14 protein-coding genes are annotated in these 15141 nt (G+C 62.6%); 4 read left to right on the top strand and 10 right to left on the bottom strand.

The window, feature by feature from the left end; all coding sequences use genetic code 11:
- Positions 1-35 precede the first annotated feature (35 nt).
- Positions 36-1238 carry a DUF2865 domain-containing protein gene (locus FFS37_RS11300; RefSeq protein WP_137931026.1) on the top strand — a complete coding sequence of 401 codons (1203 nt, stop codon included), beginning with the start codon at positions 36-38 and terminating at the stop codon, positions 1236-1238.
- Here FFS37_RS11300 and gltX read toward each other — a convergent pair.
- The 7 genes from gltX to FFS37_RS11265 all read right to left on the bottom strand — a co-directional run bounded on the left by gltX (position 1156) and on the right by FFS37_RS11265 (position 10875).
- Positions 1156-2529: a glutamate--tRNA ligase gene (gene gltX / locus FFS37_RS11295; RefSeq protein WP_137931025.1), complete on the bottom strand. Its 1374-nt coding sequence runs from the start codon at positions 2527-2529 to the stop codon at positions 1156-1158. The two genes, FFS37_RS11300 and gltX, sit on opposite strands and share 83 nt — an antisense overlap.
- Positions 2530-2672: 143 nt before the next feature.
- Positions 2673-3848, bottom strand: coding sequence for a hypothetical protein (locus FFS37_RS11290; RefSeq protein ID WP_137931024.1), 1176 nt, complete (start codon positions 3846-3848; stop codon positions 2673-2675).
- Positions 3849-4224: 376 nt separating this feature from the next.
- The gene (locus FFS37_RS11285; RefSeq protein ID WP_137931023.1) at positions 4225-6030 is read right to left on the bottom strand and encodes an ABC transporter ATP-binding protein; all 1806 of its coding nucleotides are present in this window, start codon (positions 6028-6030) and stop codon (positions 4225-4227) included.
- A gap of 372 nt (positions 6031-6402) precedes the next feature.
- Positions 6403-7365 (bottom strand): diacylglycerol kinase catalytic domain-containing protein, encoded by a 963-nt coding sequence (locus tag FFS37_RS11280; RefSeq protein WP_210240451.1) that lies wholly within the window; start codon positions 7363-7365, stop codon positions 6403-6405.
- Positions 7362-8249: an SPFH domain-containing protein gene (locus tag FFS37_RS11275; protein ID WP_137931022.1), complete on the bottom strand. Its 888-nt coding sequence runs from the start codon at positions 8247-8249 to the stop codon at positions 7362-7364. The genes FFS37_RS11280 and FFS37_RS11275 overlap by 4 nt, the downstream gene beginning before the upstream one ends.
- Before the next feature lie 137 nt (positions 8250-8386).
- Complete coding sequence (locus FFS37_RS11270; RefSeq protein ID WP_137931021.1) at positions 8387-10063, bottom strand: NAD+ synthase; 1677 nt, start codon at positions 10061-10063, stop codon at positions 8387-8389.
- 95 nt (positions 10064-10158) lie between these two features.
- Positions 10159-10875, bottom strand: coding sequence for a DNA-3-methyladenine glycosylase I (locus FFS37_RS11265; protein ID WP_137931020.1), 717 nt, complete (start codon positions 10873-10875; stop codon positions 10159-10161).
- Between the two features lie 88 nt (positions 10876-10963).
- Here FFS37_RS11265 and FFS37_RS11260 point away from each other — a divergent pair, with 88 nt between their 5' ends.
- Positions 10964-11524, top strand: coding sequence for a DUF1003 domain-containing protein (locus tag FFS37_RS11260; protein WP_137931019.1), 561 nt, complete (start codon positions 10964-10966; stop codon positions 11522-11524).
- Entirely contained in the window at positions 11521-12108 is a 588-nt protein-coding gene (locus FFS37_RS11255) for a DedA family protein (protein ID WP_137931018.1), read from the top strand. Before FFS37_RS11260 ends, FFS37_RS11255 begins: the two co-directional genes overlap by 4 nt.
- A 30-nt stretch (positions 12109-12138) precedes the next feature.
- Here the strand turns inward: FFS37_RS11255 and FFS37_RS11250 are convergent, their stop codons facing one another.
- Together FFS37_RS11250 and FFS37_RS11245 are read right to left on the bottom strand one after the other, a co-directional pair.
- A complete protein-coding gene (locus FFS37_RS11250) occupies positions 12139-12498 on the bottom strand; it encodes a diacylglycerol kinase (protein ID WP_137931017.1) in 360 nt (119 codons plus the stop codon).
- 77 nt (positions 12499-12575) lie between these two features.
- Positions 12576-12995 carry a GFA family protein gene (locus tag FFS37_RS11245; RefSeq protein ID WP_137931016.1) on the bottom strand — a complete coding sequence of 140 codons (420 nt, stop codon included), beginning with the start codon at positions 12993-12995 and terminating at the stop codon, positions 12576-12578.
- A 394-nt stretch (positions 12996-13389) separates the two neighbouring features.
- Here FFS37_RS11245 and FFS37_RS11240 point away from each other — a divergent pair, with 394 nt between their 5' ends.
- Positions 13390-14460 carry a diguanylate cyclase domain-containing protein gene (locus tag FFS37_RS11240; RefSeq protein ID WP_137931232.1) on the top strand — a complete coding sequence of 357 codons (1071 nt, stop codon included), beginning with the start codon at positions 13390-13392 and terminating at the stop codon, positions 14458-14460.
- A 44-nt stretch (positions 14461-14504) separates the two neighbouring features.
- On the opposite strand, the gene FFS37_RS11235 is transcribed toward FFS37_RS11240, so the two are convergent.
- Complete coding sequence (locus tag FFS37_RS11235) at positions 14505-15074, bottom strand: DUF4337 domain-containing protein (RefSeq protein WP_232375625.1); 570 nt, start codon at positions 15072-15074, stop codon at positions 14505-14507.
- Positions 15075-15141: the final 67 nt, after the last annotated feature.

The raw sequence follows: 15141 nt of genomic DNA, 5'->3' as shown, positions 1-15141 counted from the left end.
GCTTGGCCACCATAGGCAAGCGGGATTTGAATCGGATGACAAGCGGAGGGTTGAAGCGGGCGCATGCTGCCATGCTGCTTGGCCTGTTGCTGTCCGGCGCCGCCATCACCGAACCGCAGGCCGCCTCGCGGGTCTGCCGCCAGCTGGAGGCCGATCTCGCCTCAGCCTCGCGCGGTGGCGGTGGCGGTCCCGCAATGGTCCGCAAATACGACGCCGCGATCGACCGGCAGCGTGAACAGATATCGAAGGCCCGCAGCCAGGCGAACGCCGCCGGCTGCGGGTTTTCGCTGTTCTCCCGCAACATCAATCAGTGCGCCGGGCTCAACGCCACGCTGGACCGCATGAATGCCAATCTCGACAGCCTCCAGGCCAAACGCGCCCAGCTCGCCGGTGGCGGCTCCCGCCGCGACCGTGGCCGCATCCTGGCGGCGCTCGACGCCAATGGCTGCCGCGACGACGCTGCGCCCCAGCGCCGCGCCCCGTTGGAGGAGGCGGATCGCGGCGACGACGGCAACGCCAACCTGTTCGAGCAGCTTTTCGGTGGAGACAGCCAGCACAGCGACACGCTCGACCAGCCGGATGATCCCGGCGAGGACGGCAATGTCCGCCGCGTGCTGAACCAGCCGGGCATTCCGGATTTTCCGACCACCGGCGGCGAGTTCCACACCAGCTGCGTGCGCACATGCGACGGCTATTTCTTCCCGATGTCGAATGCCGCCTCCGTCAGCGATTTCGAGCGTGACCAGAAAAATTGCGAATCGAGCTGCCCCGGCACCGAAATGCAGGTCTTCTATTCGCGTGGCATGGACGATGATTCGGCCGGCATGACGTCATCGGTTACCGGAAAGCCTTACAGCGAACTGCCGACCGCCTACCTTTACAAGCAACCCAACACATCCCGGCCGCCGGCATGCGGCTGCAATGCAGCGCAGAACTTCCAGATCATCGGCGGCAATTCGCCTGCCCCGCAGCAATCGCAGCCCGAAGCGAATGCGGCGCCGTTTGTCCCGGTACCAGCCTCCAAGCCGGACCCGGGCGCCGATCCGGAGACCATCGCCAATATGGAAGGTGGCCTCGACCGAGAGGCCATCAAGCGCCTTTCCGCCAAGCCGGTGACATCGCCCGTTTCGGCGATACCGCCCGAGCAGCGCAAGGTCAGGGTCGTCGGGCCAACGTTCCTTCCCGACCCATCAGCGGCAATAAATCTGCAAGCTCCGGGCCCGAAGACAGTCCAGTGAGCGCCAGCCTGAGCGGCATGAACAGCCCCTTGCCCTTGCGCCCCGTCGCTTCCCTGATCTTGCCGGTCCAGTCTTTCCAGACCGTGCCGTTCCATGGCTCTTCAGGCAGGATATCGAAGGCCTGATGCAGAAAATCACGATCATCAGGGGAAAATTCGGACCGCTCCTGCGGCCCTTCGCGCAGGATGCGCCACCAGCCCACGGCATCGGCCAGCCGGTCGAGATTGCCGCGCACCGCCAGCCAGAAAGGTTCGGCCTGGTCACCGGAGATGCCCAGCACCATCAACCTGTCCCGGGCCTCGTCGAACGGCATATGGTGCAGCAGCACGCGGTTGAGCACGAACAGCTCGTCCGGATCGAACTTGGCCGATGACTTCGACGTCGCGGCCGGATCGAAATGAGCGGCGAGTTCGGTCAGATCGTGCGTGGCCGTGACATTTTCCGACGTGCCGACCAGCACGGCGAGCGAAGCGACCGCCATCGGCTCGATGCCGTCCTCGCGCAGGCTCTCGATGGAGAGCGCGCCGGTGCGCTTCGACAGCCCCTCACCCGAGACGGTGGTCAACAGATTGTGGTGGCCGAACACGGGCGGCTCGGCGCCGAGGGCCTTGAACAGAGCGATCTGCACACCGGTGTTGGTGACATGGTCATCGCCGCGAATGACATGGCTGACGCCCATCTCGATGTCATCCACGACGGACGGCAGCGTATAGAGATAGGTGCCGTCCTCGCGCACCAGGACAGGGTCGGAGAGCGAGGCGAGATCAACGGTTTCCTCGCCGCGCACCAGATCGTTCCAGTGAACTTCGGTGCGTTCCGGCTGCTGCGGATCGCCCGCGAAATTGGGGAGCAGGAAGCGCCAGTGCGGTCGCCGGCCGTCGGACTGGTACTCGGCGATCTGCTCTCTCGTCAGCGTCAATGCCTCGCGCCCATAGACCGGCGGCAGGCCGCGCGTGCGGCGAACCTTGCGCCGGAGATCGAGTTCCTCCGGCGTTTCGTAGCAGGCGTAGAGAACACCTGCCGCCTTCAGCCGCTCAACCGCGGCGTCATAGATCTCGAAGCGCCGCGACTGATATTCGGTGGCATCGGGGAAAATCCCCAGCCAGTGCAGGTCATAAAGGATAGAGTCGGCAAATTCCTGCTTCGAGCGGGCAAGGTCGGTGTCGTCGAAGCGCTGGATGAAACGGCCCTTGTTGTTCAGGGCAAAAAGCCAGTTGAAAAGAGCGGTGCGCGCATTGCCGATATGGATGCGGCCGGTCGGCGATGGGGCGAAACGAACGGTAACTGTCATGAGCGGGGCGTACCGGATGCCTTTGTGATTGACAAGATGCGCCCCCGCGCCGTGCCGCAGACATAGAACATGGCGCGCGCAATGAAAAGACTGGCGGCCATGCGAGACGTATGACCGTTATCCGATCAGATCATTGAAGGCGATCAGCGGCCGAAGTCGTCGGAACTGAGGCGGGTCCAGCGATCGCCCATCACGCCGCCGATAAAGATGTCGCCGGAGCGTACCGCTTCCATGACCTCGGGGATGCGCGAGCGCACCATCGTCCCCCCGGCATAGCGGAAGAAGACATTCTTGTAGCTGAAGAGTTGCGGCATGAAGCGGATCTGCGTCTGCCCGATGACGCCCGCGCAGCCCATAGTCCACGCATCGGCGACCAGGGCATCCAGCGTCGCGCCCCAGTGCGTTCCGGAAGACTGCATTTGCAACAGGTTCGCGATGCCGCCGGCTTGGCCGTAGAAGGCGTAACAACCAAGCATTTTACCGGCCTCGTCGTAGATTCCCCTGAAATGAAGAGGGCCGTCGGCACGTTTCTCGGCCGCCAGCGCGAGCAGTCGTGGTAATTCGCCATCCTGCCACCGCGGCCGAAGCGCGTAATCCGAGACGAGGGTCGGCAACTGCTCCGCAAATTGCGCGGCGTCCATAGACTCGCGATGGACCTTGTGTGACGGGGAATGCTGAGCGGGCGGCTCGAACCTTTTTCTTGTGAAAGGGTCGAACGCCTTGGCGCAAGGGTCGATTACGAAACGAGACAGGGCGGGCCATTTGGCGCGCAGCACGGCGGAGGCCACGGCGGCCGGGCGGAAAATGCGGGCCCAACCCAGACAATGGGCCGGCAGGAGCTGGTACTTCATCGGGCGCGCGAAGGCCAGAGATACCCGGTTGGCCGAATCGGTCAGTTGCAGATCGAAACCGCCCTGATGCAAGGCGCGCAGCAATTGCGGTCCGGCCGAACCGTGATCGGTGTTGGTGTCGGCCATGAACGGACCGATGACCGCCGCGTTCAACACCGTTCCGTTGAGCTCATAGCGGGCCTTCAGGACGCCGAGGAAGCCACCCAGCTCGCCCTGCGGCGTGATCTGGACAAGAGCGTCGCTCGCACTGCCGGCAGGGTCAAAGTAGATCTTTCTCATATACTCGGCCGTCTCCGCGATCGCGCGATCGAGGAGGTGGCGCCGCCGACGTCGAAACTTCGTCAGAAAGAGTGCCGCAACGCGCTCGAGATCTCCGGCCGCGAGCGGCCGGACCGAACCGTGCTGAGCTGCCAGCACAGCCGGTGCCAACACTTTCTCCACGCCGGTAACCCTGGAAACAAGTTGCATTGTGAAACCTATGGAGGTCGCCTGCCGGAGGGTGAAATCCCACGCTGATCAATCGAACCCCAGGGCATGCACAGATCGCCCATGGGTTGCTCAAAACAAATGTATACCAATCAGTGGTTGAGGCAACATATCTCGCTCGGTATCGTAAACGAGCGCCTCAAAATTCAAGATCTGGAAGAAAATCGGATACCACTTGGCGTTGCGGGTCTGCTTGGCCAGCCAACGCCGAGCGACGGGGGTCGGACACGGCCCGTCCTGCCAACGCAATCGCAACAGATCGGCCTGCCCCCACGATTGCGGGCCTGCGCCATCCACCTGCTCGGCCGACAGCGTCTGATAGAGATGGCCTCCAGCCGAAGCCGGAGGCCATCTCACGTCAGATGACCAGACCCTTGGTCAGTTCCAGCGCCTGGCGCTCGAACAGCCGACGATAGATGCCGCCCTTCAGCCGGATCAGCTCGTCATGCGAGCCTTCCTCGACGATCTTGCCGCGGTCGAAGACCAGCAGTCTGTCGAGCGCCCGCACCGTCGAGAGCCGATGCGCGATGACCAGCGTCGTGCGGCCGACCATCAGCCGTTCCATCGCCTGCTGGATCAGCACTTCCGATTCGGAATCGAGGCTCGACGTCGCCTCGTCCAGGATCAGGATGCGCGCATCGGCCAGGAACGCGCGGGCGATCGCCACCCGCTGCCGCTCGCCGCCCGACAGTTTCACGCCGCGCTCGCCGACCATCGTGCCGTAGCCCTTCGGCAGGTTGGCGATGAAGTCATGCGCGCTCGCCAGCCTGGCGGCATGCTCGATCTCCTCCTGTGTGGCGCTCGGCCTGGCATAGGCGATGTTCTCCGCCAGCGACCGGTGGAACAGGATCGGCTCCTGCTGGACGATGGCGATCTGCCCACGCAGCGATGCTTGCGCAACCTGCGAGATGTCCTGGCCGTCGATCAGGATTCTGCCCGCATTCACGTCATAGAGCCGCTGGATGAGTTTGACGAAGGTCGTCTTGCCCGAGCCTGAGTGGCCGACGAGCCCGACACGTTCCCCCGGCGCTATGTCGACCGAGAAGTCGCGGTAAAGCGGAGACCGGTGATTGCCGTAATGGAAGGTCACATTGTCGAAGCCGATGGCCCCTTGCGTGATCCGGATCGGCTTCGCGCCAGGCCGGTCCTCGATGCCGAGGGGTTCGGACTGGAAGTCGACCAGTTCCTCCATATCGTTGATCGAGCGCTGCAGATTGCGGATATGCGTGCCGATATCCCTGAGATAGCCCTGCAGCACGAAGAACGAGGTCAGCACGAAGGCGACATCGCCGGCCGTCGCCTGCCCCCACGACCACAATATCAGCGACAGACCGATCACCGCGGCCCGCATGACCAGCAGCAATACCCCTTGCGTCGTGCCGTTGATGGTGCCGCGCACCCAGGTGCGGCCCGTGCGGGCACGCCATTTGGTGACGACCTTGGCAAGCCGCCTCTCCTCACGCTCCTCGGCGCCAAAGCCTTTGACCACGGCATTGCAGCTCACCGCGTCGGCCAGCGAGCCGCCAAGGCGCGTGTCCCAGGTGTTGGCCAGCCTTGCCGCCGGCGCGACATAGCCGAGCGACAGCATCGCGGTCACAACGATGAACAGCACTGAACCCGCGGCGACAACCGCCCCCATCAACGGCCAGAACCAGCCGAGCAGCAACGTCGAGCCGACGAGCATGACCACCGAGGGCAGCAGCGCGATGAGTATGGTGTCGTTGAGCAGGTCGAGCGCCCACATGCCGCGCGTTATCTTGCGCACGGTAGAGCCGGCAAACGAGTTGGCATGCCAGTCGGTGGAAAAGCGTTGAACGCGATGGAAGGCGTCCGCCGCGATGTCGGCCATCATCTTGAGCGTCAGCTCCACGATGCCCATGAACGCCAGGTTGCGCAGCACGACGCCGGTCAGCGCCAGCGCCATCAGGACGAAGAATGCCGTCAGCGCGGCATTCCAGGCAATTGTGTCGGCGCCGGCACTGCTGGCGACGGCATCGACGAGTCGGCCGGAATAGAGCGGCGTCAAAACGTCCGCCAGCGTCGACAGCAGGAAGCCGCCCATGATCAGCGAAAGCCGCCAGGGCTGGCGCCGCCAATGGGTGAATGTGAAACCAAGAACACTGCGAAAGGCGCTTGCGCGCAAATCGATCTTGAAACGAGCCATGATGTCATTCGGGCGCAAACGAGCCCGATCCCGGTAATATGAAAATGAAGAAACCGCGTTGAGCAATTTCGCCCGCAAACGCGGAGGTTCGGCGGAATTGGTCGCTTGCCCGCAGGTTGGGCGGCGACCGGCATCGGCAAAGGCCTGTTCTCGATCCGGCTTGGCAGCAAGGGCAAATGCCTTGCGGCGCGCTGGTCGAGACCTAGGCTTCGCGGCCTCGCATGACGATAGAGATTCCTGCCATTCGTTCCTCCCGATTGGGAATCGCGGAACGGTTGGTATAGAGGGGCCGCGACGCCTCGCCAAGGCAAGCAGCTGCCAAAAGCGGGCGTGGCCCAGCGGGTGAGACGATTTTGCAACAATGCCGGCCGCTCACGGCACCACCAGCCAGGCCTTCTGATCGGCGATCGCTATGGTCACCTCGGTGCCGGAATTGAACTCGACGAAGTCTGCTTCCATGCCGTCGGAGAAGATGACGCCGCCCTTGCTCTGCCGCGAGGAGACGACCAGCGGCCGGTCGCGGGTGATGATCCCATGGACCAGGGAGACGCCTGTCGTGTTGCTCGGAAACGGCTCCCGCACCGAGAAGAACAACTGCTCGCCTTCCCGGTCGTAGCCTTGCGGCGGCACTGTCGGCACGCCCGTATCGCCATAGGCCGCCGCCAGTCCGGCGGCGCCCGCCATGACAGAGCGCAGCCAGCCGGTGGAGCCGGCGCCGGTCGAGACGATGATGCCGCTCGACGATTGCCGCTCCGTCCTGCCGCCATAGGTCAGTTCGTAGCGCGCCGAAACATGCGTGCCGGCCCCGACGAACAGGTCGTTGAAGGCGATCAGCCGCTTGCCGTCATTGGAACGGGCCTCGGCCATCACCACCGCCTGGCGCCTCGCCGCGCCGGAGATCGTCAGATCAAGCACCCTTTGCGTGTCCTCTGCGCGCCAGGGCAACAGAACACCGTCAAACAGCGTGGGATCGGGATTGATGCCGATCAGCGGCTGGTACGGCAGGTATTTCGCGGTGTTGGAGACCAGCCCGTCCTGGCCGAGCGCGATCACGACATCGGCGCCGAATTCGAATTGCGGCACCAGATCGCGGTCGAGCCGCAACTGCTTCAGGCCCGAAGGCAGCGAACCCATCACCCGGTCGAGCGCGGCATGATAGGTATCGTGCGCCGATTTGACGGGGTCGAAATTCATGCCGGCTTGCCTGAGATAGAAGCGGGCCTGCCCTTGCGTATTGAAACGCGAGGTCAGTTCCTCGAGCTCGGTCCTGCGGGTGACGACAATCACCCGGTCGATCGGCCTATCGCCCTGATCGCCAGCCACCGGCTGGATCACTTCTCGGTCTTGGCCGGGGCGGCAAGCTGGCCCAGCGCGCTGGTCAGCATGTCGGGTGTGATCGACAGATTGCCGACCGAACCGCCTTTTTCCGCCCAGGCCTTGAAAGCCATCGCCGTCAGCACGCTGGCGGGCGCCGACGAATAGACGGTCAACTCCAGTTGCTGGGCCTTGGCCTGCGCCTCGGCAAGTGTCAGCTTGTTGCGCGCCTCGGTATCGACCAGGAGCTTGTTGCGCTCGGCCAGTTCGATCTCGGTCGCCAGTTCGCTCTGCTTGATCTCGCGCTCCTTCTCGACGCCATAGGCGCGGCGGGCATAGATCGCCTCGTCAGCCTGGCGCTGCAGCGCCTCGCGATATTCGGTCTGCAGCGCCTTACGGATTTCCGGCGTCGGCTGGACCGAGGTGATGTGAACCTCTTCGATGGAAAGACCGGCCGTGGAGGCGATCGGATCGCTCCGCAACAACTCGGCCAGATTGCCGCCAAGCTTGGTCACCTCCGCCAGCGCCTGCTCGAGTGTCATGCTCGAGACGACGGTCCGGGCGCGGCTCTGAATGGCCAGAACAAGGCGTTCGGCGATCTTCTCGCGGCCATCGCCGGCGACATCGGATTTGTTGAGCTTGGCGCTGAAATCGAAGCCTTCCGCCGCCTTCACCGGATCGACGATCCGGTAGCTGACGGACCCCTGAATGGCCAGATCCTGGAAATTCGCCGTCGTCTCCGTGAAGATGAACGGGTTGTCGAGCGACGTCACCGGCACCATGGCGATAGTCGTGCCCAATGTGCCGTACCAGAAACTGATGCCGCGGCCCTGTCCCCGGATCTTGCCGTTCCGGAAGCGAACGATGTGATATTCAGGCGTTCCCTTGAAATAGCTGATGAACATGCAAGCCCCCAAGGTTTCTTAAAACTGCCGGGTATCCAGAGCAGCTCACCCTTTCACGGAAACGGTGAACTGCTCTAACTCTTTGTTTTGTCGCAATTCCGGACGGAAAACCGTTTCACACTTTTCCTGGAATTGCTCTAGCCGCGGTCCCTGAAACGGTTGGTGATGGGATAGCGGCGGTCGCGGCCGAAATTCTTCCTGGTGATCTTCACGCCCGGCGCCGCTTGCCGGCGCTTGTACTCGGCGATGTAGAGCAGATGCTCGATGCGCGTCACCGTCGCGCGGTCATGGCCGCGCGCGACAATATCGTCGACGCCCATCTCGTTCTCGACCAGGCATTCGAGGATATCGTCCAGCACCGGATAGGGCGGCAGCGAATCCTGGTCGGTCTGGTTTTCGCGCAATTCCGCCGACGGCGCCTTGTCGATGATGTTCTTCGGGATGACCTCGCCCGACGGCCCGAGCGCGCCCGGCGGCACGTGGCTGTTGCGCCAGCGCGACAGCGCGTAGACCTGCATCTTGTAGAGGTCTTTTATGGGATTGAAGCCGCCATTCATGTCGCCATAGAGCGTGGCGTAGCCGACCGACATCTCGCTCTTGTTGCCGGTCGTGACGACCATCGAGCCGAACTTGTTGGAGATCGCCATCAGGATGGTGCCGCGCGCCCGGCTTTGCAGGTTCTCCTCGGTGATGCCTTCCTTGGTGCCTTCGAAAAGCTGCGTCAGCGCATGCAGAAAACCCTCGACCGGCTCGAAGATCGGCACGATGTCGTAGCGGCATCCGAGCGCGCGGGCGCAGTCCTCGGCATCCTTCAGCGAATCCTTCGAGGTATAGCGGTAGGGCATCATGACCGCGCGCAGGCGTTCTTCACCAAGCGCGTCGACGGCAAGCGCCGCGCAGATCGCCGAATCGATGCCGCCCGACAGGCCCAGCACCACGTTCTTGAAGCCGTTCTTATTAACGTAGTCACGCAGGCCGAGCATGCAGGCGCGATAATCCGCCTCCTCCCGCTCCGGGATTTTCGACATCGGCCCTTCGGAACAGACCCAGCTCTCCCCCTGCCGTTTCCAGGTGGTGACGTCGACGGCTTCCTCGAACTGACTCATCTGAAAGGCCAGCGCCTTGTCGGCGCCGATGGCGAAGGACGCGCCGTCGAAGATCAGTTCGTCCTGGCCGCCGAGCTGGTTGGCGTAGATCATCGGCAGCCCGGTTTCGATGACCTGCCTGATGACGACCTGATGTCGAACGTCGATCTTGGCGCGGTAGTAAGGCGACCCGTTCGGCACCAGCAGGATTTCCGCCCCGCTTTCGGCCAGCGATTCACAGATATCGACATCGCCCCAGATGTCCTCGCAGATCGGAACGCCGATGCGCACGCCACGGAAATTGACCGGTCCCTGGAGCTCCGGGCCAGCCTGGAAAACGCGCTTCTCGTCGAACTCGCCGTAGTTCGGCAGGTCGAGCTTGTAGCGCTCGGCGATGATCTTGCCGCCGTCGGCGAAGACGATCGAATTGTGCGTGCCGCTCTTGCGCTTCAACGGAGTGCCGATGATGACGCCCGGGCCGCCGTCCGACGTGTCAGCGGCAAAATCCTGCGCCGCCTTTTCACAGGCTTTCAGGAAGGCCGGCTTCAGCACCAGATCCTCCGGCGGATAGCCGGCGAGGAAAAGTTCGGTATAGAGCACGAGATCGGCGCCCTGGCGGGCGGCGTCCGCCCTCGCCTCGCGGGCCTTGGCGAGATTGCCCGATATGTCGCCGACAGTCGGGTTGAGCTGGGCGATGGCGATGCGCAGGACGTCGAGCTTCTTGGTCATGCCTGCGGTTTAGCGCGGCAAAATCCGCCCCGCAATGGCGTTCGCTTGGACCAATTCGGGCCTGCCGACATCTGTCGATCGGGTACGGGCCGCGCTCAGTCGTCTCCCATATAGTCGCGCAGAGATTGCGGAGAGTGGTTCTCGCCGATCGACATCGCCAGGATGCGCGAAATGTGCCGACGCGGCAGGCCGGTGTCACCAGCCCATCGGTTGATCTGCGCCTGGATCTTGTCGAGGTCCTTCTTCGAGGTCGGGCTTTCGGCGATGTCGAGGCCGGCATCGCGAAGTGCCGCCGCCATGTCGGCGGAAATGACGAAAGCGTCCCAGCCCAGCCAGCGCAGGAAGTACTGGCCGGTGTTGCCGCCAAGCCGGCTGCCATGCTTGCCGAGATATGCCATCAGCCCGACCTGGTCGTCGGCGGGCCAATCGGCGAGGAACTGGCCGAAACCATGATGCTCCTTCGAGACGCGCTCGACGAAGGCGGCGTTCTCGCGGACCGACCTGATTTTCTGCGGATTGCGCACGATGCGCTGGTCCGAGGCCAGGTCATGCCAGAAATCGTCAGGCTGGAACAACAGCCGCTTCGGCTCGAAGCGCAGGAACGCCTCTTCGAAACCAGGCCATTTCTGCTCTATGACACGCCAAACGAAACCGGCGGCGAAGACGCGCTCGGCCATGGTGGAGAGAATGCGGTCATCGGCGATGTCGGCGACCGCGGCATTGTCGGGCGCCGGTCCCAGCAAAGTGGCAAGCTCGGCCTCGCCGCCTTTGCGTTTTGCCGCGCGCTGGCGAATTTTCTGGAAATCGGCCATGGGTCCCTCACAGTTCGGCTAGATGTAACACTTCCCGAGACGGCCCGCAGCCTCTAGGTCTTATGACAGGCAAGCCCCGGAGACGGCCATGAACAAGACGATCGACGACCTGGCGAACCGCTGGCTGAAGCGAAGGCCGGATGGACTGAGCCTGCTCGAAAGCCGGGTGCTGCAAAGCACCATCGAACGCACCACCATCACCAGGGATACCAACAAGGCCGTCGCCTTCCACCAGACTTTTGGCGACCGGCTCGCCGACATGATCGCGCGCATCGGCGGCTCATGGTCCTTCATTGTCGGCTTTATCGTTTTCCTGGTCCTGTGGACATCAGGCAATGTCTGGCTTTTGACCCGCGATGCCTTCGACCCCTACCCCTTCATCTTCCTCAACCTGGTGCTGTCGATGATCGCCGCCTTGCAGGCGCCCGTCATCATGATGGCGCAGAACCGCCAGACCGAGCGGGACCGTATCGACGCAGCGCATGACTACGAGGTCAATCTCAAGGCCGAGATCGAGATCATGGCGCTGCATGAGAAACTGGACGAGCTGCGCCACAGCCAGATTCTGGGCATGCGCGACGAGATCGTGCGGCTGGCGGAAACGGTCAAGCGCATCGATGAAAGACTTTCGCAGCAGTCCGCGCCATGACCGAGGCGATCCATCACTTCATCGAACAATACGGATTGCTGGCGGTTTTCCTCGGCTGCGTGGCCGAAGGCGAAAGCGCCGCCATCCTTGGCGGATTCTTCGCCCACCAGCATGTTTTCGTGCTCTGGCATACATTCGTGGCGGCTTCGCTCGGAGCATTCGTCGGCGACACCTTCTTCTTCATCCTCGGCCGAAGCTTCGCCGACAACCGTCATGTCGTCAGGTTGCGCCGGCGTCCCGGCTTTCGCCGCGCCTACCGCCTGCTCAACACCCACCCCAACATCTTCGTGCTGTCGAACCGCTACATCTACGGGATGCGGCTGGTCGGGGGCATCGCCGCCGGTCTTTCGACCATACCGGCACCCCGCTTCGTCGTCCTCAACGCGATTTCATCTGTCATCTGGGCGATGCTGTTCAGCACGATCGGCTATGTCTTTGGACTGGGCGCGGAGCAGATAATCGGCAAGGCACTGGCCCATCACGAGCGGCTGTTGATCGGCCTGGGCATAGGGTTGACCGTGGCCGTCCTGGCGTGGCTGGCCGCCCGCCACATCGCCAGGCGCGAGCGCGGCCGGGAACAGTGAGCTCGTCGGCGGCGATCGCCGGGAGGGTGATTAAATGGGAAAGCCGGTAATCCGTTCGATGAGCGCGATGCCCCAGACACCGGCGACAATGACCACGGAGATCAGGACCGCCAGCGAACCGCAGTCCTTGGCCAGCTGGATGTCGACATTGAACTCACGGCTGAAGGCGTCGCAGGCCGCCTCGATGCCGGTGTTGAGCACCTCGACCATGATCAGGAGCAGCACCGCGCCGATCAGCAGGGCGTAACCGCGCCAGGAGACGGAAATGAACCATCCGGCCGGCAGCGCGAGCACAAGCAGCATCAACTCCTGCTGAAAGGCCTTTTCGCTGGCGGTCAGCTTGCGGAACGCCCGCACCGAGTTGAAGAAAGCATCGATCAGCCGCTGCATGCCAGGCCCCTTTGCGAGTCACCGGCCCGGGATAAAGCAATGGCCCGATCAATGGAATAAGGCTCAGCGGCCAAATTTCAATCGCCGGCCACCTTGACCGACGGCGTCGATTTTTCGAACCGCGGCAGGTCATCGTCAATCGAGTAATAGTCACCCTTGTCGCCGACAAAGATATGGCATTCGCCCTCGAGGCCGGTCGGCTGATCGAACGATCCCGCAAGGACCGAAACATAGGCGTCTTCGCGAGGCTTCCAGAACAGCAGCGAGCCGCATGTCTTGCAGAAACCGCGTTTGGCGAAGGACGATGCCTCGTACCAGGTGATGTTGTCGGCACCTTCGACGACAATGTCGGCATCCGCGATATTGGTCGCCGCATAGAAATGTCCGCTCTGTTTGCGACACTGCGAACAATGGCAGTAGATGACACCGCGTAGCACCCCGCGCGTGCGGAACCGGATCGCTCCGCACAGACATGAGCCCTGGTGACCGTCACTCATCTCGCCCCTCCTTCAAGGACCTCGCCTTTCCCCGAGGATTCCAGCTTTCCAGGCGCGACACGCAAGCAAATGCGACATGTACTGATGCAGAAAATCCGGAATTGAATTTCATTTTCGACATCACATTGCGTGAATTCGCGCGCAAGTGACCGTTGTCCGAAGGTGATCGTGGCTGAGCGATGAGCTTTTACAGCCACAGGTAGAGAAAACCACGGACCGTGCTGCAAATTAAGAAAACTTTAGCGCTGCTGCATTTATGGTCGGGTCATGCGTAGGGTGCGGGTGGGGACGCGCCTGACGCAAATGGACTGATACGGGTAGCGTTCCCCAGGACGGCGATAATGGATGCCTGCCAGATTGGCGATGGCCTCCAGGGGGAAGAGTGAACAACAAGATGCAGCCGGCAGCCGTCCAGACCGACAGAAACACCGACATTGCCAGCACCGTCGTCGCCACGATGCGCCAGCTGGGCGTGCTTGGCCTGCCGCGTAACTATGAGATCTTCTACGAAGCCCTGAGTGGCTCGAACCGCGAACTCAGTCTCGCCGTCGTTTCGCTCAGCAGCCGGCCGACCCAGGATGACCTGGACAAGATCGGGCGGGCTTTTTTTGCGCACAACCATGGGCCGGGCATTGTCGAGCATGCGCGCGATGTCATTGCCAAGGAGCTCGAGGACATCGCCTCTCTGTTGAGGAGCGAGCGTAGCCACATCGAGAAATACGGCAAGATCCTCGACGAGACATCCAGCGGCCTCAGCAACCGCAGCCTGCTTTCTCAGGATTTGCTGCAGAAGATCGCCAGCGCCATGGCGGTCGCCACGAATTCCACGATCGATCACGGACGGCAGGTCGCCTCGACGCTCAGCGACAAGACCGCGGAACTGGAGAGCGTCAAGTCGAAGCTCGAGGAATACAAGCGGCTTGCCGATACCGATCCGCTGACCCAGATCTGGAACCGCCGCGCCTTCGACAAGGAAATCACCCGAATCTATACCAGCAACAAGGGCATCCTGTTCAACGCGCTGATCCTTGCCGACATCGATCGCTTCAAGGACATCAACGACAGATACGGGCATCCTGTGGGTGACAAGATCATCCAGATCATCGCCGACATTTTGCAAACCAGCATTCGCGGCGACATGTTCGTCGCCCGGACCGGCGGCGAGGAGTTCGCGCTGATCGTCGAAGGCGCCAGCGAGGACGCCACTTATGAGATCGCGGAGCGTATTCGCACGCTGATCGAGCAGACGCCGTTCACCAGCAGCCAGACCGGCATGAATTACGGCACCGTGACCGTCTCGATGGGCATCTGCATGGCGTCCGAGGCGGAAGGCCCCGAAGATCTGTACACCAAGGCAGACCGGGCGCTCTACCGCTCCAAGGTCAGCGGGCGCAACCGCGTCACCAAGCACTCGACGATGGCCGGCCGCGCCGGCAAGAGCTGGCTGCTCTACAAGAAGGACTGATCAAGGATCGATCCTGTCGAACCGCGCTGGCGGAGCCGGCACGGTCAGGCATAGGCGAAGCCAGCCGCGATGATGCCCAAGCCGCCGAGCGCCAGCGAGCCGATCCACGGCCAGCGCTTGCCATGGGTAATGATGGACAAGGTCGCGACCGCGATCGAGATGTGCAGCAGCGTCACCGCCAACGTCAGCACGTGGTGGCGGTGTTCCCGCACGTCGCTGTCGCGCAGTTTCTCGTCGACCTGGTTCTCGAACTCGGTCGCCTTGGCCTGGATCTCGGCACTATCGGCCTCATTGCGCTTGGCGTTGGCCTGGAACTGGTCGGCAGTGGGACCACCCATCGCCGCCGCGATCTCGTAGCTGTTCTTCTTGATGCTTTTTGCCTGAAAGAAGCTCCATTGATCGCTGGCCTTGTTCTGGAGGTAGCCCGCCTCGCTCTTGTCGTTGATCGCCTCGGCGGTTTCGAGCGACTCGAAACTGCCGACCGTCGCGGCCAGAACCGCCAGCACCGCTATGGTTACCGAGACCGTGGTCAGAAACGGATTGCCCTCATGCGCGGCATGTTCGGCATGCTCGGCGTTCTCGAGGTGCTCCTGGGTAGCGTCTTCCATTGCCATTGCCGAATCCTAGCCGAATAAGGAAATCTCGAGGCAAACTTCGCCTCAATCTTGGTCTGGCAATGGT

This window comes from Mesorhizobium comanense (genome assembly GCF_005503535.1).
GTDB lineage: Bacteria > Pseudomonadota > Alphaproteobacteria > Rhizobiales > Rhizobiaceae > Mesorhizobium > Mesorhizobium comanense.
Note: the sequence above shows the minus strand (reverse complement) of the source record. Positions and strands in the feature narration are given on the sequence as shown.